The organism is Nocardioides hwasunensis, assembly GCF_014779665.1.
Taxonomy (GTDB): domain Bacteria; phylum Actinomycetota; class Actinomycetes; order Propionibacteriales; family Nocardioidaceae; genus Nocardioides; species Nocardioides hwasunensis.
Window position 1 is genome coordinate 47,107 of sequence record NZ_JACXYY010000006.1, and the last position, 21,802, is coordinate 68,908.

21 protein-coding genes and 1 tRNA gene are annotated in these 21,802 nt (G+C 69.6%); 15 read left to right on the forward strand and 7 right to left on the reverse strand.

Features of this window, described 5'->3' with window-relative positions; all coding sequences use genetic code 11:
- Entirely contained in the window at nt 1-1,590 is a 1,590-nt protein-coding gene (locus IEZ25_RS14695) for an ABC transporter substrate-binding protein (protein ID WP_318152251.1), read from the reverse strand.
- Between the two features lie 100 nt (nt 1,591-1,690).
- Here IEZ25_RS14695 and IEZ25_RS14700 point away from each other — a divergent pair, with 100 nt between their 5' ends.
- The 3 genes from IEZ25_RS14700 to IEZ25_RS14710 are packed head-to-tail and all read left to right on the forward strand — an operon-like array spanning nt 1,691 to nt 5,767.
- A complete protein-coding gene (locus IEZ25_RS14700) occupies nt 1,691-2,563 on the forward strand; it encodes an IclR family transcriptional regulator (RefSeq protein WP_191200215.1) in 873 nt (290 codons plus the stop codon).
- Complete coding sequence (locus IEZ25_RS14705) at nt 2,556-4,889, forward strand: sulfatase-like hydrolase/transferase (protein ID WP_191200216.1); 2,334 nt, start codon at nt 2,556-2,558, stop codon at nt 4,887-4,889. The genes IEZ25_RS14700 and IEZ25_RS14705 overlap by 8 nt, the downstream gene beginning before the upstream one ends.
- A complete protein-coding gene (locus IEZ25_RS14710; RefSeq protein WP_191200217.1) occupies nt 4,886-5,767 on the forward strand; it encodes a formylglycine-generating enzyme family protein in 882 nt (293 codons plus the stop codon). The genes IEZ25_RS14705 and IEZ25_RS14710 overlap by 4 nt, the downstream gene beginning before the upstream one ends.
- A gap of 23 nt (nt 5,768-5,790) precedes the next feature.
- Here IEZ25_RS14710 and IEZ25_RS14715 read toward each other — a convergent pair whose 3' ends face one another.
- The 3 genes from IEZ25_RS14715 to IEZ25_RS14725 all read right to left on the reverse strand — a co-directional run bounded on the left by IEZ25_RS14715 (nt 5,791) and on the right by IEZ25_RS14725 (nt 6,712).
- On the reverse strand, nt 5,791-6,072 hold the full coding sequence (locus IEZ25_RS14715; RefSeq protein ID WP_191200218.1) for a DUF202 domain-containing protein: 282 nt from the start codon (nt 6,070-6,072) through the stop codon (nt 5,791-5,793).
- Nucleotides 6,069-6,440 carry a YidH family protein gene (locus IEZ25_RS14720; RefSeq protein WP_191200219.1) on the reverse strand — a complete coding sequence of 124 codons (372 nt, stop codon included), beginning with the start codon at nt 6,438-6,440 and terminating at the stop codon, nt 6,069-6,071. The genes IEZ25_RS14715 and IEZ25_RS14720 overlap by 4 nt, the downstream gene beginning before the upstream one ends.
- A gap of 113 nt (nt 6,441-6,553) precedes the next feature.
- Nucleotides 6,554-6,712, reverse strand: coding sequence for a DUF5679 domain-containing protein (locus IEZ25_RS14725; RefSeq protein WP_090969683.1), 159 nt, complete (start codon nt 6,710-6,712; stop codon nt 6,554-6,556).
- 192 nt (nt 6,713-6,904) lie between these two features.
- On the opposite strand from IEZ25_RS14725, the gene IEZ25_RS14730 reads away from it, so the two are divergent.
- The 3 genes from IEZ25_RS14730 to IEZ25_RS14740 all read left to right on the forward strand — a co-directional run bounded on the left by IEZ25_RS14730 (nt 6,905) and on the right by IEZ25_RS14740 (nt 9,491).
- Nucleotides 6,905-7,723: an enoyl-CoA hydratase/isomerase family protein gene (locus IEZ25_RS14730; RefSeq protein ID WP_191200220.1), complete on the forward strand. Its 819-nt coding sequence runs from the start codon at nt 6,905-6,907 to the stop codon at nt 7,721-7,723.
- 130 nt (nt 7,724-7,853) lie between these two features.
- Nucleotides 7,854-8,903, forward strand: coding sequence for a PHP domain-containing protein (locus IEZ25_RS14735; RefSeq protein WP_318152252.1), 1,050 nt, complete (start codon nt 7,854-7,856; stop codon nt 8,901-8,903).
- A gap of 51 nt (nt 8,904-8,954) precedes the next feature.
- Nucleotides 8,955-9,491: a M48 metallopeptidase family protein gene (locus IEZ25_RS14740; RefSeq protein ID WP_191200222.1), complete on the forward strand. Its 537-nt coding sequence runs from the start codon at nt 8,955-8,957 to the stop codon at nt 9,489-9,491.
- A 25-nt stretch (nt 9,492-9,516) separates the two neighbouring features.
- Here the strand turns inward: IEZ25_RS14740 and IEZ25_RS14745 are convergent, their stop codons facing one another.
- On the reverse strand, nt 9,517-10,071 hold the full coding sequence (locus tag IEZ25_RS14745) for an NUDIX hydrolase (RefSeq protein WP_191200223.1): 555 nt from the start codon (nt 10,069-10,071) through the stop codon (nt 9,517-9,519).
- Complete coding sequence (locus IEZ25_RS14750; protein ID WP_191200224.1) at nt 10,068-11,411, reverse strand: zinc-dependent metalloprotease; 1,344 nt, start codon at nt 11,409-11,411, stop codon at nt 10,068-10,070. Before IEZ25_RS14750 ends, IEZ25_RS14745 begins: the two co-directional genes overlap by 4 nt.
- 62 nt (nt 11,412-11,473) lie before the next feature.
- Here IEZ25_RS14750 and IEZ25_RS14755 point away from each other — a divergent pair, with 62 nt between their 5' ends.
- The 6 genes from IEZ25_RS14755 to IEZ25_RS14780 all read left to right on the forward strand — a co-directional run bounded on the left by IEZ25_RS14755 (nt 11,474) and on the right by IEZ25_RS14780 (nt 17,190).
- Nucleotides 11,474-11,911 (forward strand): molybdenum cofactor biosynthesis protein MoaE, encoded by a 438-nt coding sequence (locus tag IEZ25_RS14755; RefSeq protein WP_191200225.1) that lies wholly within the window; start codon nt 11,474-11,476, stop codon nt 11,909-11,911.
- A 73-nt stretch (nt 11,912-11,984) separates the two neighbouring features.
- Nucleotides 11,985-12,257: a hypothetical protein gene (locus IEZ25_RS14760; protein WP_318152253.1), complete on the forward strand. Its 273-nt coding sequence runs from the start codon at nt 11,985-11,987 to the stop codon at nt 12,255-12,257.
- Between the two features lie 75 nt (nt 12,258-12,332).
- Nucleotides 12,333-13,385 carry a YlbL family protein gene (locus tag IEZ25_RS14765; protein WP_191200226.1) on the forward strand — a complete coding sequence of 351 codons (1,053 nt, stop codon included), beginning with the start codon at nt 12,333-12,335 and terminating at the stop codon, nt 13,383-13,385.
- A complete protein-coding gene (locus IEZ25_RS14770) occupies nt 13,382-14,023 on the forward strand; it encodes a PPA1309 family protein (RefSeq protein WP_224749069.1) in 642 nt (213 codons plus the stop codon). Before IEZ25_RS14765 ends, IEZ25_RS14770 begins: the two co-directional genes overlap by 4 nt.
- Nucleotides 14,020-17,067, forward strand: a complete 3,048-nt coding sequence (locus IEZ25_RS14775; protein ID WP_191200227.1) for a UPF0182 family membrane protein — start codon at nt 14,020-14,022, stop codon at nt 17,065-17,067. Before IEZ25_RS14770 ends, IEZ25_RS14775 begins: the two co-directional genes overlap by 4 nt.
- A 49-nt stretch (nt 17,068-17,116) precedes the next feature.
- Nucleotides 17,117-17,190: transfer RNA gene (locus IEZ25_RS14780), tRNA-Met, on the forward strand.
- An 85-nt stretch (nt 17,191-17,275) separates the two neighbouring features.
- On the opposite strand, the gene IEZ25_RS14785 is transcribed toward IEZ25_RS14780, so the two are convergent.
- Nucleotides 17,276-18,478: a tyrosine-type recombinase/integrase gene (locus tag IEZ25_RS14785; protein ID WP_191200228.1), complete on the reverse strand. Its 1,203-nt coding sequence runs from the start codon at nt 18,476-18,478 to the stop codon at nt 17,276-17,278.
- 272 nt (nt 18,479-18,750) lie between these two features.
- On the opposite strand from IEZ25_RS14785, the gene IEZ25_RS14790 reads away from it, so the two are divergent.
- From IEZ25_RS14790 to IEZ25_RS14795, 3 genes are all read left to right on the forward strand, one after another.
- Nucleotides 18,751-19,386: a hypothetical protein gene (locus tag IEZ25_RS14790; RefSeq protein WP_191200229.1), complete on the forward strand. Its 636-nt coding sequence runs from the start codon at nt 18,751-18,753 to the stop codon at nt 19,384-19,386.
- 634 nt (nt 19,387-20,020) lie between these two features.
- A complete protein-coding gene (locus IEZ25_RS22475) occupies nt 20,021-20,596 on the forward strand; it encodes a hypothetical protein (RefSeq protein WP_397184175.1) in 576 nt (191 codons plus the stop codon).
- 52 nt (nt 20,597-20,648) lie between these two features.
- Nucleotides 20,649-21,800: a DNA cytosine methyltransferase gene (locus IEZ25_RS14795; RefSeq protein ID WP_318152254.1), complete on the forward strand. Its 1,152-nt coding sequence runs from the start codon at nt 20,649-20,651 to the stop codon at nt 21,798-21,800.
- Nucleotides 21,801-21,802: the final 2 nt, after the last annotated feature.

Genomic DNA, 21,802 nt, shown 5'->3' on the forward strand with positions numbered 1-21,802 from the left:
TCAGAGGGAGACCTTGCGGAACCCGTAGTTGCCGAGCGGGAGGTACTTGCTCGGCTCGAGGCCCTGCACGGTCGAGCCGTAGGCGTCCACCTGCTGGCGGAAGCCCCAGATGATGTAGCCGCCCTCGTTGTACTCGATCTCCTGCGCGTCGTGGAGCAGCGAGGCGCGCTTGGTCTCGTCGACCTCCTTGGCCGCGGCGTTGACCAGGTCGCGGTGGTCGGCGTTGTCCCAGTGCGTCTCGTTGTAGGTGCCGCCCTGGTCGGGCGGGAACGTGCCCACGACGGCCTGGGGGATGTAGTTGCGCGTGTTCCAGAAGTCCTGGGCGAACGTGTAGGACAGGTAGTCGTCGTCGTAGAACGGCGTCTTCTTGGTGACCTTCACGTCGACGCCGGCCGCCTTGGCCTGCTCGGCGAACAGGTTCGCCGCGGGAACAGCCACCGAGCCGATGTCGTCACCGGTGAACAGCTCGACCTGGAGGTCGGAGACACCGGCCGAGGCCAGCAGCGACTTGGCCTGGTCGAGGTCCTGCTCGCGCTGGGGGAGGTCCTTGGCGTAGGCCACGTCGAGCGGGGCGTACATGTCGTTGCCGAGCGAGCCGTAGCCGCTGAGCGTCTGGTCGATCATCGCCTGGCGGTCGACGATCAGGCGCATGGCCTGGCGGACCTTGACGTCGTTGAACGGTGCCTGGTCCACGCGCATCGTGAACGGGACCCACTGCCCGCCCTCGGCGGTGAGCACGCCGGCGCCGGCGCCCTTGATGGTGTCGACCAGGTTGTAGGGCAGGTTGTCGAGGGTCTGGATCTGACCGGCCTGCAGGGCGTTGACCTTGGCGTTGTCGTCGGCGAAGTCCTGGATGACCAGCTCGTCGAGGAACGCCGACTCGCCCCAGTAGTCGTCGAAGCGGGTGAAGGTGCTGGTCTTGCCCGCCTCGAACGACTGGTAGGCGAACGCGGCCGTGCCGACCGGCTTGCTCGGGTCGAACTCCCCGCCGGGGATGATGCCGAGGGTGTACTCGGCCAGGAGCGAGTCGAGGATCGCGTAGGGGGTCTTCAGCACGATCTGCAGCGTCGCGTCGTCGACGACCTTCGAGGACTGGAAGTCGATGATCTGCGACAGCTGGCCACCGGCGGACAGCGGCGCCTTGGGGTCCGCGACGCGGCGGATGCTGAGCCAGGCATCCTCGGCCGTGACCGGGGCGCCGTTGTGGAAGGTGGCGCCGGAGCGCATCTTGACCGTCCAGGTGATGGCGTCCTTCGACGGCTCGACGGACTCGGCCAGGGCCGGCTGGAGCTCGTAGTTGTTGTCCCAGATCAGCAGCGGCTCGTAGAGGTTGAGGCACCGGGCGATGTCGGCCGCGGTCACCGGCTGGTGCGGGTCGAGGGTGTCCTTGGCGCCGCCGCCGGTGGCGCCGTGGACCAGCCGTCCGCCCGAGCTCTGCGGGCCACCGCCACCGCCACCGCCGCCTCCGCCGTCGTCCCCGCCGCACGCCACGAGGAAGCTGCTGCCTCCGATGGCGGCCGCGCTGACTCCGGAGTAGCGGAGCAGCTGGCGTCGTGAGATGTTCCAGTGGCCGGGTGAGTTCTGGTTCACTTTGTGAGCCCCTTGTTGCGCAATGCGAACGGGATTGTGGTAGACGCAACATAGGCGTGAAGCTGGCGAGAATCAATGAACTGAAGGGAAAACAGAGGAGATGTCGGATTCTCCCGCCCGTCCCGGTTCCCCGCGGGTGCAGTCGGTGGAGCGCGCCGCCGCGCTCCTGCGTGCCGTGGCGCTCGCCACCGGCCAGGACGGGACAGCCACGGCGCTGGCCGAGGCGGTCGGGCTCAACCGCACCACCACCTGGCGGATCCTGACCACGCTCGAGGAGCAGCGCCTGGTGAGCCGCGACGACCGGAGCGGCGTCTACTCGCTCGGGTTCGGGTTCCTCGACCTGGCCGGGCAGGCGGGCGGCGTGGCGCTGGCCCGGATGGCGCGGGTCGTGCTGCACGAGCTGTCCCAGCGCGCGGGGGAGACCGCGGCGCTCGCGGTCGTCCGCAACGGGGTGCTGACCTATGTCGCCGAGGTGACCGCCGACGCGGTGGTGGCGGCCGGCTGGCGCGACCGCGAGGTGTCGATGCACGCGACCTCGACGGGCAAGGTGCTGCTCGCCTACTCCGACGCCGAGGACGTCCGCGTGCTGCTGCGGCAGCCGCGCGGCACCCGGCTGCCCCGGCACACCTCCACCACCATCACGACGTACGCCGCACTGGAGAAGGAGCTGGCCCTCACCCGCGAGCGGGGCTTCGCGGTGTGCCGCGGTGAGTTTGAGAGCTCGGCGTGGGGGGTCTCGGCTCCCGTCCTCGACGTGACCGGCCGTCCGGTCGCGGTGGTCAGCCTCTGGGGGCCGAGCGAGCGGCTGACGGACGACCGCTTCGAGCCGCTCGGTGCCCTCGCGATGTCGGCGGCCGCGGAGATCGCCGGGCGCCGGACGTCGTCGCAGCGCGCGTCGCGCCCCGGATCACCCGCCACCGGCACCACAATCGCCCCACCACCACGGAAGAAAGAGGATCTGAGCGTTGAGTGACGACACCCCCAGCCGGCCCGGACGCACGGAGCCGGACCGGACCCGCCTGCCCCTCGACGTCGACACGACGGCGCGCCCGATCCGCCCGGTCGAGACACCGCCGAAGTCGCCCAACGTGGTGGTCGTCCTCATCGACGACATGGGGTTCGGCGCCTCCTCGCCCTACGGCGGGCCGTGCGAGATGCCGACCGCGCAGCGCCTGGCCGACGAGGGCCTGCGCTACAGCAGGTTCCACGTCACGTCGCTGTGCTCGCCGACGCGGCAGGCGCTGATGACCGGTCGCAACCATCACTCGGTCGGCATGGGCGTCACCTCGGAGATGTCGACGCCCGAGCCGGGCTACCACGGCTACCGGCCCCCGAGCGCTGCCACGATCGCGCAGATCCTCAGCGGCAACGGCTACTGCACCGCAGCCGTCGGCAAGTGGCACCAGACGCCACCGGTCGAGGTCAGCCCGTCGGGTCCGTTCCCGCGCTGGCCGATGGGGGAGGGCTTCGACTACTTCTACGGCTTCATGGGCGCGGAGATGAACCACTGGTACCCGCAGCTCTACCAGGGCCGCTACGCCTTCGAGCCCGACAAGCTGCCCGAGGACGGCTACCACCTCTCCGAGGACCTGGCCGAGCGGGCGATCTCGTGGATCGAGAACCAGCAGGCGATCACCCCCGACCGCCCGTTCTTCACCTACGTCGCCTTCGGCGCCACCCACGCGCCGTTCCACGTGGCGCCCGAGTGGCGCGACAAGTACGCCGGGAGGTTCGACGACGGCTGGGACGCCCAGCGGGAGGCGACCCTCGCCCGGCAGAAGGAGCTCGGCATCGTGCCGGAGTCGACGGACCTCGCGCCGTGGGCCGAGGGCGTCCCCCACTGGGACGAGCTCGACGACGACGCCAAGCGCGTCGCCGCCAGGTTCATGGAGACCTACGCCGGCTTCGCCGAGCACACCGACGCACAGGTCGGTCGCCTCGTCGACGCCCTCGACGAGATGGGCGTGCTCGAGGACACGCTGATCTTCTACCTGCTCGGCGACAACGGGGCCTCGGGCGAGGGCGGTCCGCGCGGCACCTTCCGCGAGCACCTCGTCGGCCACGGCATCCAGGACGAGACCGCCGACATGGCCGCCCGGCTCGACACGCTCGGCGACCCGACGACGTACGCCATCTATCCCGTCGGCTGGGCGCTGGCGATGAACACGCCCTACCCCTGGACCAAGCAGCTCGCCCACCTCGGCGGCACCCGCGACGGGATGATCGTGCGCTGGGGCAACGGGATCGCCGCCCGCGGCGAGATCCGGCACCAGTGGCACCACGTGATCGACGTGCTGCCGACGATCCTGGAGGCCGCCGGGGTCCCCGCGCCGGACGTCTTCGGCGGCGTGGAGCAGCAGCCGATCGAGGGCACCAGCCTCGCCTACTCCTTCGACGAGGCGGAGGCGCCCGACCGCCGCAGCACCCAGTACTTCGAGATGATCGGCAACCGCGGCATCTTCCACGAGGGCTGGACCGCCGTCACCCAGCACAGCATCCCGTGGGAGATGGTGGGGGACGACAAGCCGCCGTTCGACGAGGACGTCTGGGAGCTCTACGACCACACCAGCGGCGACTGGAGCCAGGCGCACGACGTCGCGGCCGAGCACCCCGACAAGCTGCGCGAGATGCAGGAGCTCTTCATGCAGGAGGCGGCGCGCTACCACGTGCTGCCGCTCGACGACCGGGTCACCGAGCGCGAGAACCCCGACGTCGCCGGCCGCCTCGACCTGCACCTCGGGCGCTCGTCGCTCTCCTTCGGGCCGCGCGTCGGCCGGCTCACCGAGGAGGCGGCGCCCAACGTGAAGAACCGCTCCCACGTGATCACCGCGGACCTCGAGGTCGTGACGGGCACCAACGGTGTCGTGGCGGCCCAGGGCGGGCGCTTCGGCGGGTGGTCGCTCTACGTCGTCAACGGCGTCCCGCACTACGCCTACAACTTCGTGGGACGCGACCTCACGGTCGTGCGTGGCGGCAAGCCGATGACGCCTGGGCGCCACGACCTGGTCGTGCGCTTCGACTACGACGGGGGGCCGGTGGGCAGCGGGGCGGACGTGACGCTGCAGGTCGACGGCGTCTCCGTCGGCACCGGTCGGATCCCGGTGACCACCGCCTACTACTTCTCCTTCGACGAGACCTTCAACGTCGGCGTGGACCGTGGCACCCCGGTCGTCGACGACTACCTCCCGGTGCGCAACACCTTCGAGGGCCTCATCCACCGGGTCCGCTTCGACCTCGACGAGGTGGTCGACCCCGGCACGGTCGAGGGCCGGGAGCGCGGGGTGATGGTCCACCAGTGAGCGGCTGCTGCTCCCCGTCGGGGCCGGGTGGCGAGGCCCGACCGGCCTCCCCGCCCACCGGCGTACGACGTGCCGGCGACCCGCGTGAGGGGCTGGTGCACCTGGCCGGTGCCACCGTCTCGGTGGGCAGTGACGACCCCGACCACCCCGAGGAGTGGCCGGTGCGTGAGGTCACGCTCGCGCCGTACCTCATCGGCACCTGCGCGGTGACGAACGACGAGTTCGCGGCGTTCGTCGCTGCGACCGGGCACCGCACCGATGCCGAGGCCTTCGGCTGGTCGTTCGTCTTCGGCGGCCTGCTGCCCGACGACTTCCCGCCCACCCGCGGGGTCGCCGCTGCGCCGTGGTGGCGCGAGGTGCACGGCGCGGACTGGGCGCACCCGGAGGGCCCGCGGTCCGACGTGGCCGATCGGGCGGACCACCCGGTGGTGCACGTGTCGCGGCGCGACGCCGAGGCGTACGCCGCCTGGTGGGGCGGGCGGCTCCCGACCGAGGACGAGTGGGAGCACGGCGCGCGCGGCGGACTGGTGGGCCAGCCGTTCCCGTGGGGGTCCGAGCTCGAGCCGGGCGGCGAGCACCGGATGAACGTGTGGCAGGGGACGTTCCCCAGCGACGACACCGGCGCCGACGGCTGGCGCGGCACCAGCCCGGTCGCGGCCTTCCCGGCCAACGGGCTCGGGCTCCACGGCACGACCGGCAACGTCTGGGAGTGGTGTGCCGGCGCCTGGTCCGACACCGATCCCGACGGCGTCAGCCGCGGTGGCTCCTACCTCTGCCACGCGTCGTACTGCCGGCGCTATCGCGTCTCGGCCCGCCAGTCGCATGCGGCCGACTCGACCGCGGGCAACCTCGGATTCCGGGTCGCCGCCGACCTCTGAGGTCCGACGATGGCCGCGGTGGGTCAGCGCAGCAGGATGCCGCGCAGTGCCAGCGCGCCGAGCAGACCCAGCCCGGCGACCATGGCGAGCCCGGTGACCGCGACCAGGCGGGCCCGGCCCAGCCACACGAACCCCAGCACCCCGCCGAGGCCGACCAGCAGCACGAGGAGCGCCACCTGCCCGGTGCCGACGACCGAGAAGTGGGCGACCAGCAGGCCCACTGCGACGAGCGAGAGTGCCGTACGCCGCCAGGCCAGGAGCGTGCGCTCGTACTGGTCCTCCAGGCCGACCGGGGCGCCTGTCACAGGACCAGCACCACGAGCAGTGCGGCGACCACCACCAGCGCGAGCGAGAACCACGCCAGCGCGATCGTGCCCGGCAGCGGGCGGCCCAGGCGCATCGCGCGCTCGGCCGCGGCCCAGCGCACCCAGGACGCGGCGGCGCCCAGCAGCCCGAGCAGCACGAGCGTGACGGCGAGCGCCGTCTGGAGGCCGCGCGGACCGTCGAGGTCGACCGCGTCGAGCGCCACCCCGCCGGCGAGCAGGGCCATCGAGGTGCGCACCCACGCCAGGAAGGTGCGCTCGTTGGCGAGGCTGAAGCGCTGGTCGGGATCGGTGCCCTCCCGGTAGACCCAGGATGGCCAGCCGACGCGCTGGTCCGGACGTCCGCTCACGCAGGCGACTCTAGAGGGGTGACAGGCCGTACCGTTCACGGCTGGCCCGAAATGCAGAGCAGCGGCGCCACCCGAGGGGTGACGCCGCTGCTGTCAGCTCGAGAGCCGAAGGCTCACGCCTTGCCGAGGATGCGGTTCAGGTTGGTACCGCAGACCGGGCAGACGCCCTTGGCCATCTTGGTGCCCTTGTCGTTGACCTTGATCTCGCCCTCCGCCTCGCGCTTCTCCTTGCACTTGACGCAGTAGAACTCACCGCTCCAGGTCTCCGCCATGACGGCCTCCTTGCTTCGTTACTTCTTGGTCGTCGCGACGGGAGAATGATCGGGGAAGCCCGCCGGGGAACCTGGCGGTCGCCAGCGCTCCGCGCCCGACCCTACGCCACGCGTGGGTCACGCTCACGCACCACACGCGCTGAGCGTGAAACCCGATGAATTCACGCTCAGCGCGATCAGTACCCTCGCTGCATGTCCCAGACCCCTCCAGACACCTCTGCGAACCTCGGCCACCTGCGACTCGAGCGCCCCTCCGAGGGGGTCGCGCTGCTCACCCTCGACAACCCGGGGATGCGCAACGCGATGAGCGACGAGATGACCTCCTCGTGGGCCGCGGCGATCGATCAGCTCGCCGCCGACACGACGCTGCGTGCCGTGGTCGTCACGGGCGAGGGAAGCGCCTTCTGCTCCGGCGGCAACACGTCGTGGATCGCCAGCGAGCCCGACGCGAGCGTCGACCACCTCCGCCGGCGGATGCTGCCGTTCTACCGGGCATGGCTCTCGATCCGGCAGCTCGAGGTGCCCACGATCGCCGCGGTCAACGGCCCGGCCATCGGCGCCGGTCTGTGCCTCGCGCTGGCGTGCGACATCCGCTACGCCGCAGCGGGCGCCAAGCTGGGCATGCCGTTCAACAAGCTCGGCATGCACGCGGGGATGGCCGGCACCTGGCTGCTGCCCCAGGTCGTGGGGCCCGCACACGCGCGCGACCTGCTCCTGACGGGCCGGGTGGTCGAGGCCGACGAGGCGTTGCGGCTGGGCATGGTCTCGCGGGTGGTCGACCCCGACGGCTTCCTCGACGAGGTGCTCGCGACCGCGGCCGGCATCGCCGCGACCGCGCCGATCGCCAGCCGGCTGACCAAGATCGCGCTCGCCGACGGCGGCCACGCCGACTTCGATGCGGCGCTCCAGTGGGAGGCACTGGCCCAGCCGGTCACCCTGGCCACGGCCGACCTGCAGGAGGGCATCCGTGCCGCGCAGGAGAAGCGCACGCCGGAGTTCCGGGGTCACTGAGCGTCGGATCGACCTCCACCCCTGTGGACAGACCTGTGGACGAGGTGGGGACGGTCGACCGCCCGCGGATCGCCGTACGCTGCGGGTGACCAGCGCGTACGACACCTCGTGGCTTGTGGAGGAGGACCAGGTGAGCCCGACGACACCGTCAGGGGAGGCCCGCGGCCCGGTCGCGACCCTGCGCCGGATCGCGTTCCTCATGGAGCGCCAGCGTGAGGAGACCCGCCGCATCGAGGCGTTCCGCAACGCCGCGCGCACCATCTTGCCGCTGCCCGAGGAGGAGGTACGCCAGCGGGTGGAGGCCGGGACGCTCACCGAGCTGAGTGGGATCGGGCCCAGCACGGCCGCGGTCATCACCGACGCGGCGAACGGTGTCGTCCCCGAACGTCTGGTCGAGCTCGAGAAGACGGCCGGGCCGCTCGCGACGGGCGGCGAGGAGCTGCGCGCGCGGCTGCGGGGCGACCTGCACTCCCACTCCGACTGGTCCGACGGCGGCTCGCCGCTGGAGGAGATGGCGATGACGGCCATGGAGCTCGGCCACGACTACCTCGTGCTGACCGACCACAGCCCCCGGCTGCGGGTCGCCAACGGGCTCAGTCCCGAGCGGCTCACCCGCCAGCTCGGCGTCGTCGAGGCGGTCAATGAGCACCTCGACGGCGCGTTCACGCTGCTCAAGGGGATCGAGGTCGACATCCTCGACGACGGCTCGCTCGACCAGACGCCCGAGATGCTCGACCGGCTCGACCTCCGGGTGGCCTCGGTGCACTCCAAGCTCAAGATGGACGCGGCGCCGATGACGAAGCGGATGCTCGGCGCGGTCCGCAACCCCCACACCAACGTGCTCGGCCACTGCACCGGCCGCCTGGTGACCGGCAACCGTGGCACCCGTGGCCAGAGCCAGTTCGACGCGAAGGCGGTCTTCGGCGCGTGCGCAGAGAAGGGAGTGGCCGTCGAGATCAACTCGCGCCCCGAGCGGCGTGACCCGCCGACGAAGCTGCTCGAGCTCGCCCGCGACCTCGGCTGCCTGTTCTCGATCGACTCCGACGCACACGCGCCGGGCCAGCTCGACATGCTCGACTTCGGCGCCGCGCGGGCCACCGAGGCGGGCATCGACCCCGACCGGATCGTCAACACCTGGGAGCGCGACCGGTTGCTGGAGTGGGCCTCAGCGCGCCTGTGAGCCGCGCGTTGGAGCACCACAGTGTGGGTGGGGACGGCTAGATTCGGCCTCATGAGCACGCCCGACGTGGAGGTCCGCCGCTCACGTCGCCGCCGTCGCACGGTGTCGGCCTACCGTGACGGCGAGCGCATCATCGTGCTCATCCCCGCGTCGATGAGCAAGCGTGACGAGGCCACCTGGGTGGCCGACATGGTCGCGAGGATCGAGCGCCAGGAGAAGCGCAGGCTGCGCTCCGACGACGAGCTGGTCGCCCGCGCGGCCAAGCTCAACGACCTCTACTTCGGGGGCCTGGCCGTGCCGACGTCCGTGCGGTGGGTGACCAACCAGAACGCCCGCTGGGGGTCCTGCACGCCGGGCGACCGCACGATCCGGCTCAGCGACCGCCTGCAGCAGATGCCCGCCTGGGTGGTCGACTACGTCATGGTCCACGAGCTCGCGCACCTGCTGGAGGCCAACCACACCCCCGAGTTCTGGGCGTGGGTCGACCGGTTCCCGCGGGCCGAGAAGGCCAAGGGCTACCTCGAGGGCTACTCGGCCGGGGCGCGGCTCGAGCCCCCACCCGGCGGCGCGGACGAGCCGCTCGACTGAGCGTCCCCGGGGCTCGTCGCAGGCCTCAGCGGTCGCGGACCCGCGCCACCGCGACGTCGATGAGGGCGTACATGTCCTCGAACGTCTCCGGCAGCGCGTCCACCGGCCACCAGCGCACGTCGAGCGACTCGTCGCTCGTCGCGTGGGAGCCGTCGGGGTCGGCGACGGCGAGGAAGCGCACGTCGAGGTGGTGCACGGTGCCGCGCTCGGAGCAGAACTCGACGGCGTGCGCGTCGAGCGACAGCGGCTCGGGGTCGAAGTCGAAGACCGTCAGCCCCGACTCCTCGACGAGCTCACGTCGCGCGCCGTCCGCGAGCGAGGCGTCGCCGGGCTCGAGGTGGCCGCCGAACGCGAGCCACGCCCCGGCCTTGCGGTGGTGGTTGAGCAGGACGGCGTCGGCGCCGGGGGAGACGACGATGGCGCCCGCCGTCAGGTGATCGGGGAAGCAGGCCTTGGCGAGGCCGTCGGAATGGGCCGCGAGGTGCGTCAGGTAGCGCTCGCGGAGGGCTTCCTGACCGGGGGACGGCGGCGTCCAGCCGGCCAGCACCGCGACGGCGCTGGCGTGGAGGTCCGGGTTCACTCGGCCGGTCGGGGGGAGTCGCCGGACCCGGGCCCGTCGAGCAGGTCGCGCAGCTCGGCGTCGAACTGCTCCTCCGAGAGCTCGCTCGGTGCGTCCGACCCCTCGCGGAAGCCCAGGGGGTCGTCGAGATCTGCCGCGCTGGGCAGGAGGTGCGGCGACATCCACACGCCGTCGCGGGCCTCGGCGCCCTGACGGGTCCGCAGCGATCCCCAGAGGGTCGAGGCGTCGCGCAGCCGTCGGGGGCGCAGCTCGAGGCCGACCAGGGTGGCGAAGGTCTGCTCGGCCGGGCCGCCCGCGGCGCGCCGGCGGCGTACGGTCTCCTGCAGCTTGGCGGCGGCGGGCATCCGCTCGGCGGTGGCCTGGCTCACGACCTCGTCGACCCAGCCCTCGACGAGCGCGAGCGTGATCTCGAGCTTCTCCAGCGCGGCCTTCTGCGCCGGCGAGGGCTCGGGGTCGAACAGGCCCCCGGCGAGCGCGTCCTGCATCGCCTCGGGGTTGGTCATGTCGATGTCGCGCAGCTTGGACTCCATGCCGGAGGTGTCGAAGTCCATGCCCGCGCCGTACTCGGCGACGGCGCCGATCAGGTGGTCGCGCAGCCACGGGACGCCCGCGAACAGGCGCTGGTGCGCGGCCTCGCGCAGCGCGAGGTAGAGGAGGACGTCGTCGGCGGTGACGTCGGGCAGGTCCGCGGCGAAGGCGTCGACGTTGGTCGGCAGCAGCGCCGCCTTGCCGATCGGGCCGAGCGGGAGGCCGATGTCGGAGGCGCTCAGCACGTCGCCGGCGAGCGCACCGAGACCGCTGCCGACCTGGGAGGCGACCATCGCGCCGCTGGCCTTGCCGAGCATCGCCATGAGGGGTCCGGCGAGCTGGCGCATCTCCTCGGGCATCGCCTGGCCGAGGGCGGCGGTGGCGGAGCCGGCGATCGGCTCGACGAGCACCTTCCACACGTCGATGGTCTCCACGATCCACTCCGCCCGCGACCAGGCCGCGGTGGTGGTCACGCCGGAGGGGAACTCGGTGGTGGTGTCGAGCCAGTGGTCGGCGAGCCGCACGGCGTCGGCGACGGCGCCGGACTGCGCGGCGCTCACGGTCGGGTCGGGCTCCTGCGCGGCGGCGCGGCGCGCCAGGTCGGTCACGGTCTCCCAGTTGACGGGACCGTCGTGCGGCGCGAAGAGGCCCTGCATCTGCGCCATCAGGGCGTTGAGGTCGGGCATCTGCCCGCCACCCGCGCCGAAGCCGCCCATCTGCGAGAAGATCTGCTCGAAGGGCGTGCCTTTGAAGGGGTTGTTGTCGTCGGGGCCCTGACCGGACGGTCCGGAGTCTCCGGGGGTGTCACTCATGGGAGCAACGGTACCCACCGCGCCCAGCCTCGCCGCCCGGCCGCACGCCTACACTCGCCCTCGTGAGCGACCTCGTCCCCGATCCCGTGCGCCTCGTGGACATCCGCGACACCCCCCTCGACGTGGCGGAGGTGGTGGCGTCCCTCGGCGACCCCGGGGCCGGCGGGCTCACGCTGTTCGTCGGGCAGGTGCGCGACCACGACGGCGGCAAGGGCGTCACCGCGCTGGACTACTCCGCGCACCCGACAGCGCTGGCCAGGCTGGAGGACGTGTGCCGCCGGGTCGCCGACGAGCACGACGTCCGCGGCGTGGCAGCCGTCCACCGCGTCGGCCAGCTGGTGATCGGCGACCTCGCCGTCGTCGTCGCCACGACCGCGGCCCACCGCGGCGACGCGTTCGCCGCGTCGCGAGCCCTCATCGACACCCTCAAGGCAGAGGTGCCGATTTGGAAGCACCAGGTCTTCGACGACCGGACCGAGGAGTGGGTCGGCACGCCGTAGGTCGTCCGCACGGGGTTTCGACACGCTCGCTGCGCTCGGCGCTCAACCGTCGAGGTGCGCCTACCCTCGTGGTGTGGAGATCCTGCTGTGGCTCGTGCCCGCCGTCGTCGCGACGGCCCTGGCGATGGCCTGGGTCTCGTGGGTGGGCCGCGACGGGCGCGGCGAGGTCGACCGCGACGTCGCGGTCGAGAAGCTCGGCAAGGCACTCGCCAAGGACCTGCCGGCCAGCAGGCGGCGTACGCCGACCCGCACCGAGCAGCAGCCGCGTGACCGCAGCACCGGCATCGCCGTACGCCCCAGCCACGGGGTCGGCCGCGACGGCGACGCGACCCGCCGCGCCTCCTGAGCCACGACGTGGCCGGGACGCCCCGGCCACAGCCTGCATTCTCCGTTGTTGCGGTCGTTTGAGAGAGTTGCGCCCATGAGTCAGCGGACCAGGGCGGGGATTCTCGCGCTGTGCCTGCTGGCCGTGCTGTGGGGGACCGCCGCATTCGTGCCGCTTCCCTACGTCACCTACTACCCCGGACCGACGGTCGACATCCTCGCCAAGAACGGCGACCAGGAGACCGTCCAGGTCACGGGGCACCGGGCCTACTACGACGACGGCGAGATGAGGATGACGACGGTGTACGTCAGTCAGCCCCAGGAGCGCGTCACCCTGCCCACCCTGCTCAGGGCCTACTTCGACCCCGACGCGGCCGTGTGGCCGCGGTCCTCGATCTACGCCCCCGACGAGACCGACGAGTCGAGCGACCGTCAGTCCGCCGTGGCGATGGTGTCCTCGCAGGACACCGCGTTCGCCGCGGCGCTCACCGAGCTGGGGGAGGAGGTCGACCCGGTCGTCGAGGTCCTCGACGTCACCCCCGACCTCCCGGCGGCGAAGGTCCTGGAGGTGCGTGACGTCCTGCTCGAGGTCGGCGGCACGACCATCACCGAGCCGCAGGACGTGGTCGACGCCGTCTCCGGCGTGAAGGCAGGCGACCCGATCACCTTCGTGGTGCGCCGCGACGGCAAGCGGATGAGCGTCGAGATCACGCCCGAGCAGGTCGACGGCAAGCCGCGGGTCGGCATCACCCCGGGCGTCGGCTACGACTTCCCGTTCCAGGTGAAGGTCGACATCGCCGACAACATCGGCGGCCCCAGCGCCGGGTTGATGATGTCGCTCGCGATCTACGACACCCTCACTCCCGGCTCCATGACCGACGGCGCCGACATCGCCGGCACCGGCACGATCACGCCGGACGGCAAGGTCGGCCCGATCGGCGGCATCCAGCAGAAGGTCGCCGCGGCCCGCGACGCCGGTGCCGAGCTCTTCTTCGTCCCCGCCGACAACTGCAACGGCGTCGGGGGAGTGGACACCGGCACGATGCGGCTCGCGAAGGCGACCACGATGCGCAACGCCGTCCAGACCCTCGCCGACTGGGTCGACGACCACGACGCCGCACTCCCCACCTGCGAGGACACCGACTCATGACCGAGCGACCCGACGACCTGCCCGGCGAGATGGCCGCCGACGCCACCGTCCTGCCCGAGGACCCGGCCCTCGCTGCGGCCGTGCTGGAGATCGAGGCGCACGTCGCCCAGGACGGCTGGGACCAGCCGGCCCGGCTCTACGCGCTCGTCGACACCGCGAGCCTGGTCGCCCAGGAGCCGGCGCTGGCCGCCGCGATGTCGATCGACGGTCCCGGCGACGACGGCTCCTTCACCTCGATCGAGCAGGAGGGCCTGCCCCCCGGGCAGGCGCTCGAGGAGGCGCTCCACACGATCGCGTGGCCCGACAGCGTCAGCGGCTGCGCGGCCGTCATCGAGCGCCTCGTGCTGCCGCCCGACGTCGACGACGACATCCCCGACGACCCGAAGGCCGCCGAGCTGTTCGCACGCGAGCACCCCGACCGCCAGGAGGTCCGGATGGTGGCCGGCGTGACCCGCGCCGGTGCGTCGTACTGCGCCCTCCGGCTGCGCGCGCACGACGACGAGCAGTCGGTCGTCAACGGCACCGAGCTGGTCCCCGGGCTCCTCGAGCTCCTCCACGCGACGCTGCACGACACCCCCCCGAACTCCCAGAACCACGACGACACACCCCCCGACACACCCGAGCAGGGACAGGCATGAGCTCTCCTTTCAACAGACCAGGCGGACCGACCGGACCCGACGGCCCCCAGCGGCCCGGCGGGCAGGGAGGAGGCGGTGGCCAGGGCGGTCCCGGCGGCTCGGGTGGACCACGGTCCGCGGCGCCGTCGCGCCGGCCCGGCGCGCTCGTCATCACCGCGATCATCCTGATCCTCCTCTTCATGCTGCTCAGCGGCTTCGCGTCCTTCTGGACCGAGCGCCTGTGGTTCGGCTCGGTCGGCTACCGCGAGGTGTTCACGACCCTGCTGCTCACCCGGATCGGGCTGTTCCTCGTGTTCGCCGGCCTGATGGCGGCCACCGTCGCGGTGACCCTCGCGATGGCCTACCGCTTCCGCCCGGTCCTGTGGCCGGGCATGCCGGGCATGCCCGACGACGGCATGGACCGCTACCGCGAGGTGCTCGTGCCGCGGATGGGCTGGGTCATCGCGGCGGCGGCCGTGATCATGGGTCTCTTCGCGGGAGCCTCCGCGACGGGTCAGTGGCGCAGCTACTCGCTGTGGCAGCACAGCCAGTCGTTCGGCACCAAGGACCCCTACTTCGGCAAGGACGTCGGGTTCTACGTCTTCGAGCTGCCGTTCTGGCACTACCTCGTCGACTACGCGATGGCCCTCGCGGTGATCGGCCTGCTGGCCACCATCTTGATGAACTACCTCTTCGGTGGCATCCGGCTCTCCGCGCGACCCGGCGAGCGGCTCACCAGCGCCGCCCAGATCCAGGTGTCGTCGCTGCTGGCGATGTTCGTCATCTTCAAGGCGGTCGACTACTGGCTCGACCGCTTCGACCTGGTCACCACCACCGGCTCGATCTTCACCGGCATGGGCTACACCGACGACAAGGCGGTGCTCCCGGCCAAGGAGATCCTGGCCGGCATCGCGATCGTCTGCGCGATCCTGTTCCTCGCCAACATCTGGCGCCGCACCTGGCTGCTGCCCTCGGTCGGCGTCGCGCTGTTCGCGCTGTCGGCGATCATCCTCGGCCTGATCGTGCCGACCCTCGTCCAGGCGCTGCGGGTCAACCCCAACGTGCCCGATCGCGAGGGTCCCTACCTCGCGAAGAACATCGAGGCGACGCGCCAGGCGTTCATGCTCGACCAGATCGAGGAGGAGCGCTTCACGGGCACGCCGCTGGGCCAGGACGGACGGCTCCAGGCTGTGGACGGCATCACCTCCTCGGTGCCCCTGGTGGACCCGAAGGTCGTCAGCCAGACCTTCCAGCTGCAGCAGCAGGTCCGTCCGTACTACTCGGTCGGCGACGTGCTCGACGTCGACCGCTACAACCTCGGCGGCATCGACCGCGCGATCGTGCTCGGCGTGCGCGAGCTCGACCAGGACGGCATCGCGCAGGACAACCAGACGTGGGCCAACCTGCACACCGTCTACACCCACGGCAACGGGATCATCGCGGCGTACGCCAACCAGCGTCCCGAGGACGACGAGCGCCAGTCCACCAGCGTCCAGTGGGCCGAGGGTCAGGAGGCCAACCAGAATGCACTGTCGAGCATGTCCGACGGCTACGAGTCGCGCGTCTACTACGGCGAGATGAGCCCGACGTACAGCATCGTGGGCTCGCGTCCCAACGCCTCGCCGATCGAGCTCGACCTCACCACCGACTCCACCACGACGGACGCGGCGGACGAGGAGGACCGGGCCACGACCTACACCGGCCAGGGTGGGGTGCCGATCGGCAACATCTTCAACAAGCTGCTCTACGCCGTGAAGTACTCCGAGCCCAACCTGATCCTCTCGGGGCGGGTGCACGCGGACTCCAAGATCCTCTACGACCGCAAGCCGCGCGAGATGGTCGAGAAGGTCGCTCCGTGGCTGACCGTCGACTCCGATCCCTTCCCGGCCGTCATCGACGGGCGCATCCAGTGGATCCTCGACGGCTACACCACCACCGACAAGTACCCCGGCTCACAGCGGGCGTCCTTCGAGACGATGACCGAGGACGCGCTGCAGGACGACAACGCGTTCGCCACGCTGCCGACCGACGAGGTCAACTACCTGCGCAACTCGGTGAAGGCGACCGTCGACGCCTACGACGGCACGGTGACGCTCTACGCGTGGGACGACGAGGACCCGATCCTCAAGGCCTGGTCGGAGGTCTTCCCCGGCACCGTGCAGCCGAAGGACGCCATCCCGGACTCGCTGATGCCGCACCTGCGCTACCCGGAGGACCTGTTCAAGGCCCAGCGCTACCAGTACCAGCGCTACCACATCACCGAGGCGCAGGCATGGCTCGAGGGCTCCGAGCGCTGGGAGGCGCCGAAGGACCCGCAGGCCACGGACAAGCGGCAGCCGCCCTACCGGCTGTTCACCGACAACGACGGCAACCAGACCTGGTCGCTCACCTCGGTCTACGTGTGGCCCAAGCGCGACAAGCTGGCCTCCTTCATGGAGGTCAACAGCGACGCCACGTCGGACGACTACGGCAAGATCTCGGTCAAGGAGCTGCCTGACGAGGGCACCGACGGACCGCGCCTGATCGCGAACACGCTCAGCACCGACGACGAGGTCCGCGACAAGCTGCTGCCCTACACCAACGGTGACGCCGACATCATCTACGGCAACCTGCTCACCCTGCCGGTGGCCGACAGCTTCATGTACGTCCAGCCGCTCTACACCCGACGGCAGAACGAGTCGGCGTTCCCGGTCCTGACGTTCGTCCTGGTGTCCTACAAGGGCAACGTCGGCATCGGCACCACGCTGACGGCCGCGATCGGCGACGCGCTGGACGCCTCGTCGAACGGCGGGTCCTCCGACGGCGGTGACGGTGGGGACGGCGGGTCGACCGAGACGCCGACCGAGTCCCCGACCGCCGAGCCGACCGAGACGCCCTCGGGCGAGCCGTCGACCAACCCCCCGTCGGGCAATACCCAGCAGCAGATCCGCGACCTGCTCCAGCAGGCCGAGGACAGGTTCACGCAGGCCGACCAAGCGCAGCGCAACGGCAACACCGTGCGGTGGGCCGAGCTGATGGAGGAGGCCCGCCAGCTGATCGAGGAGGCTGTCGCACTGGCCGACTGACCCCGATTTGGGTCTGCCCCGACCGCCCCTGTAGTGTTCTGTTCACCGACGCGGGGTGGAGCAGCTCGGTAGCTCGCTGGGCTCATAACCCAGAGGTCGCAGGTTCAAATCCTGCCCCCGCTACAAAAAACAAGGCCTGACCTGCGGAAACGCAGATCAGGCCTTGTTGCTTGGTGGGGCTGTTCCCCACTAATTCCCCACTTCGAACTCAGACGGCGCGCAGTCTCGGGCTGTTGCTCGGCAGCACCATGACGCTCGCCGCCCGTGTGGGCTGCGTCTTACGGCCCAAGTAGCCAGCCGTGACGTTGGTGTCTGCGTGGCCGAGTTGGTTGGCAATCTCGGCCAGGGCACAGCCGTGCTCATCCATCCATGACGCGACGGTGCGCCGGAAGGTGTGGGTACCTGCCCACTGCACACCGGCTGTCGCGAACACTCGTCGCAGTGCCTTGGAGACGTTGTTGCGGTCGCGGGGCTGGCCTGCCTTGGTCGCGAAGTAGGTCACGCCGAAGACCAGTCCTTTAGTCCCGTAGTTCTCAGCTCGGGTACGCAGTCGCTCAGCGAGGTCTGGCGACATTGCGAGCACGCGGTCAGCCTGATCGGTCTTGGTTCCTCGGACGTGAACGGTGGCCGCGTCGAGGTCGAGGTCTGTCCAAGAGACGCAGTGCAGCGCCTCGTGGATGCGCACGCCGGTCCCGAAGAGGAATGCAGAGAGGTCGCCCACGTCGGCCTTGGCCGTGTCGGCAGTCTCCTGCACCAAGAGGGCTTCTTCCGGAGTGAACGCGCGTCGGGTGTCGAGATGCCGCTTGCCGCAGTCGTAGTCGCAGTCCTCGTTGCTGCACTTCCTGTCACCGGCGCTACCGGGCTTCACCCCCGGAGTGCGGACACGGTGCATCACGCTCGACGGGATAGCGCCACGACGCTCCGCAAGCGCGAGGATGCCGCTCAGCACCTTGCGCGAGCCCTTGGCAGCCGCCGGGCCGCGCTCGTCCGCGATGGTCGTCAACCATGCCTCGATGCGCGCCACGTCGTTGGCCCGTCCGATGGTGAGGTTGGCGAGACTGCTGCCCTTGACGGAGTTCTTCACGTACCCGCGATAGTCGCGCATCGTGTTGGTGCTCTTGCCCTCACGGTCCTTCCAGTCCAGCCACACGTCAGCGGCCTGAGACACGCTCGTCTTGTCGTTGAGCACGGTGTCCCCGCCCCGGAACTCCTTCTCGGCGGCATCCACCTTGGCTTGCAGCGCGCGCCGGATGGTCTCCTCCGACTTCGACTTGACGCTGACTGTCACCTCGCGACGGGTGTTGTTGTCGTCGCGGTAGTACCCGCGCGCCTGTGACGTCTTCGGCATGGTCGGGTGCGGAACAACAGTGATCTTGCCGAGGGTGTAGGGCAGTGCTGCTGGTCGTGCCATGTCGTGGGTCCTCCGTGTGGTGGTCGCTGACGACCATCCTCTCACAGTTTGTGGGGAATAGTAGTAACGGTTCAAAAGTGCCGCGCGCGCCGGGAGCGTCGGCGTGTTGCCGTGCAATGGATGGTTTGGTTCGCCGTCGTGTCGGGACAATGAGCAGCATGCGAACTGAGCGATCTGCGGAAGAGGTACGGCGCGCTTGCCAGGAACAGATCGCCCTACTTGTGCGATCTGCCGCTAGGTATGACTTGGGCGACCACCTTGAACACCTGACCATGGCCACGCGGCTCAGGGTCCTCCTGCACCACAACCCGAAGCGCCGATCGCATGCCCTGCTGGCGCAGGCGGGGGTGCTGGATCAAGCCGTGTTCACGAGCACTTGCGCGGACTTCGCGCCGGAGGACTACATGCCTCAGAAGTCGAGTCTCACGTTGACCAGAATGGACTTCGACCCCCGCGGTTGTGATGGTTTATATGTTCCCCGGTTGAACAATTTCCAGCCGGCGTTCCCTGCCAAGAGTCTTCCTCTGCGCCTGCAAGTTCATCGTCTGACGCACAAGATTGAGGTACGGAGGTCGGGCAGGGGTTGGCAGTTCGATGCGTGGTGGAAACAACCGGTCCTACGAAACATGCACAACAACTCCTTCACGCGGTCTGACTTGGTGTTGGTGACCGCCAACCAGGACGGCGGCGCACACTTCGACCCATCGCTAGACGCTATGCATCACGCGCTGACGCGCGGCAACTCGATGGGCATGTTCGCAGAAGATGTCCCGTTCGAGTCACCCGTGCCCCCAGCTCTACGCCAGATCACTTGGGAACTGCACGCGGCATTGGCTGAGCGTCGTCCTGAGATGTTGGAACTGTTGCGGCCCGATGAGCGTGTGCTGGCGTCCGCTGAATCTCTGTAGCTGAGGGTGCGGACGTGCCGGTGTTCGTTACGACGCCGGCACCGTCGCGGTGGGCCGGAACTAGGTCACGTAGAGCGGAGCGCCAGTACCAATCACGCGGAGTTCGATGCTCGGGTTCGACGCCAGTGCCTCGGATCGGCTGACGCAACCGCCAGGTCGTCTCGCGAGAGTTCGGCCAAGTCACCGGGCTTTGTCGAAGCAAGCCGACGAGCCGCTTGGAAGAGGTATCGCTCCTGTTCAAGAATGGCACGCACGCGAGGTCCCCCGAACAGACTCGCTTCCGCGAGGAGCGGGTACGCCCGCTGAAGCCAAGCGTCGTGCATGTCGTCCATCTGCTCAGGGTTGTTGATGTTGGTGTCGTCTGGCGGATCGAGCCGCCACCGCATGAGGCCGACGTATGCGTTTGCGCGGCGCTCCCACGCACGGGCGCGATGTTCCCGTCTCGTAATCGATTGCTGGGTAACCAGCACACCCAGCAACACCAGTACGCCCGTCAAGAGTGCCGTAACTACTGACGCCATGGAGGCAGCCTAGGGTGCGCCGTTCTGACAGCGTGCGGCCTCACGGGTTGGAGTTGTCGACTGGGATTCGTGATCCCACTAGCGTTCCTGACGTGCGCGAGACCTGGCTGACCATGAAGGAGGCGGTGGCAGCCAGCGGTGCAAGTGAGAGCACGATTCGCAGGCGGGTTCGAAGAGGTCAGTTGGCAGCTTCGCAGACGCGACCGCTGGTGGTGTCCAAAGCCTCACTAGAGGCGTACATGAGCGCGGAGTCGGACTGGCTCACTTGGGCCCAAGCATGCGAAGTCGTGGGTTGCAGTGAGCCGACTCTGGCACGTCTCATCCAGTCTGGGAGCATTCAGGTACGCGAGGTCCCCAGGGGGGTGCCGTCCCTAGAGTTGAGTTCAGTGCGGGCTGCCGGAACGGTTTGGCGGCGCAAGAGACGGACTGCAGCGAAGCGACGTGACAGGCGGGAGCGGCGGTCGACGAAGTTCGACCCTCCGGACGACGGCCAAGTCTGGGTGGGCTCCGCGGTTGCTGCGGCGGCGCTAGGGATCACTGCGAGCGCTGTGAGGCAGAGAGTCGCTGCGGGGACGCTTCCAGGAGTGATCAAGGCCAGCAAGCTTTGGTTGCGTCGCTCAGACGTCGAGGTCGCCGCCGCCTCTAGACAGTTCCAGGAGCGTGCGCTCCGGGCTGATGCTGAGGCTTGAGAAGAACGGCGAGCCTCGTGTGACAGTCGTACGACCAAACTAGGCTGGGCGTGTGCTGACTTCGCTCCCGACACCGTCCGGTTCAATCACCGCCGCCGAGTTCTTCGCAGGCATCGGTTTGGTTCGGATGGGACTTGAGTCTGCTCAGGTCGATGTGGTCTTCGCTAATGACATCGAGGCTGACAAGTACCAGATGTACGCCAAGCAGTTCGGAGAGGCCGCTGCGTCCCACTTTGCGCTCAAGGACATCGGTAAGGTCAAGAGCGAGCACATGCCGAAGGTGGACTTGGCCTGGGCGTCGTTCCCCTGCACGGACCTGTCTTTGGCCGGGAACCGCAAGGGTCTGAAGGGCGTCCAGTCGGGCACCTTTTGGGAGTTCACGCGCATCTTGGACGAGATGGGCGAGGACGACAGGCCGGGAGTGGTGGCTCTTGAGAACGTTGTTGGTTTGGCGACCTCACACAACGGCGACGACCTTGTTGCGGCCATCCGAGAGTTGAACCGCTTGGGCTACTCCGTCGACGTGCTCACGCTCGACGCTCGACGTTTTGTGCCGCAGTCTCGGCCGCGCCTCTTCCTGGTCGGCGCTAAGACTCCTCCGGATGATGTGGTGGATCCGAACAGCGAACTCCGCCCCGACTGGCTTCAGATCCCGTACGGAGACCCTGCGCTGAAGATGCATCGCGCGGCGTTGCCTGCGCCCCCGGCCCCGCTGACCAGCGGCCTTGGCGACTACGTCGAGCGCACCGGAGTCGAATGGTGGGACGACGAGCGAACCGAACGCTTCATCAGCTCGATGTCCGAGTTTCAGGCTGAGCGCCTCACAGCCCTCAAGAGGCAGAAGTCCACCACCTACCGCACGGCGTACCGTCGCACGCGCAACGGCGTGGCTGTGTGGGAGGTACGACCGGACGACATCTCAGGATGTCTGCGAACAGCTCGCGGCGGTTCCTCGAAGCAAGCCGTGGTGCGGGCTGGTCATGGCAAGGTCAGCGTGCGATGGATGACTCCGCGCGAATACGCGCGTCTCATGGGTGCGGGCGAGTACGACATCGACGGCATCCGGGCCAATCAGGTTCTGTTCGGCTTCGGTGACGCTGTGTGCGTTCCCGTCGTGGGTTGGCTTGCGGAGAACTATCTAGTTCCCCTCGTTCGCGGCGACCTTGCCGCCAAGTCCGACGCACGCGACCTGAAGGCCGTGTGACA

Coding starts and splice junctions, on each gene's coding strand:
- IEZ25_RS14700 (WP_191200215.1), top strand. CDS start 1,691: ATGTCGGATTCTCCCGCCCGTCCCGGTTCCCCGCGGGTGCAGTCGGTG.
- IEZ25_RS14725 (WP_090969683.1), bottom strand. CDS start 6,712: ATGGCGGAGACCTGGAGCGGTGAGTTCTACTGCGTCAAGTGCAAGGAG.
- IEZ25_RS14730 (WP_191200220.1), top strand. CDS start 6,905: ATGTCCCAGACCCCTCCAGACACCTCTGCGAACCTCGGCCACCTGCGA.
- IEZ25_RS14740 (WP_191200222.1), top strand. CDS start 8,955: ATGAGCACGCCCGACGTGGAGGTCCGCCGCTCACGTCGCCGCCGTCGC.
- IEZ25_RS14750 (WP_191200224.1), bottom strand. CDS start 11,411: ATGAGTGACACCCCCGGAGACTCCGGACCGTCCGGTCAGGGCCCCGAC.
- IEZ25_RS14765 (WP_191200226.1), top strand. CDS start 12,333: ATGAGTCAGCGGACCAGGGCGGGGATTCTCGCGCTGTGCCTGCTGGCC.
- IEZ25_RS14770 (WP_224749069.1), top strand. CDS start 13,382: ATGACCGAGCGACCCGACGACCTGCCCGGCGAGATGGCCGCCGACGCC.
- IEZ25_RS14775 (WP_191200227.1), top strand. CDS start 14,020: ATGAGCTCTCCTTTCAACAGACCAGGCGGACCGACCGGACCCGACGGC.
- IEZ25_RS14785 (WP_191200228.1), bottom strand. CDS start 18,478: ATGGCACGACCAGCAGCACTGCCCTACACCCTCGGCAAGATCACTGTT.
- IEZ25_RS14790 (WP_191200229.1), top strand. CDS start 18,751: ATGGCCACGCGGCTCAGGGTCCTCCTGCACCACAACCCGAAGCGCCGA.
- IEZ25_RS22475 (WP_397184175.1), top strand. CDS start 20,021: ATGAAGGAGGCGGTGGCAGCCAGCGGTGCAAGTGAGAGCACGATTCGC.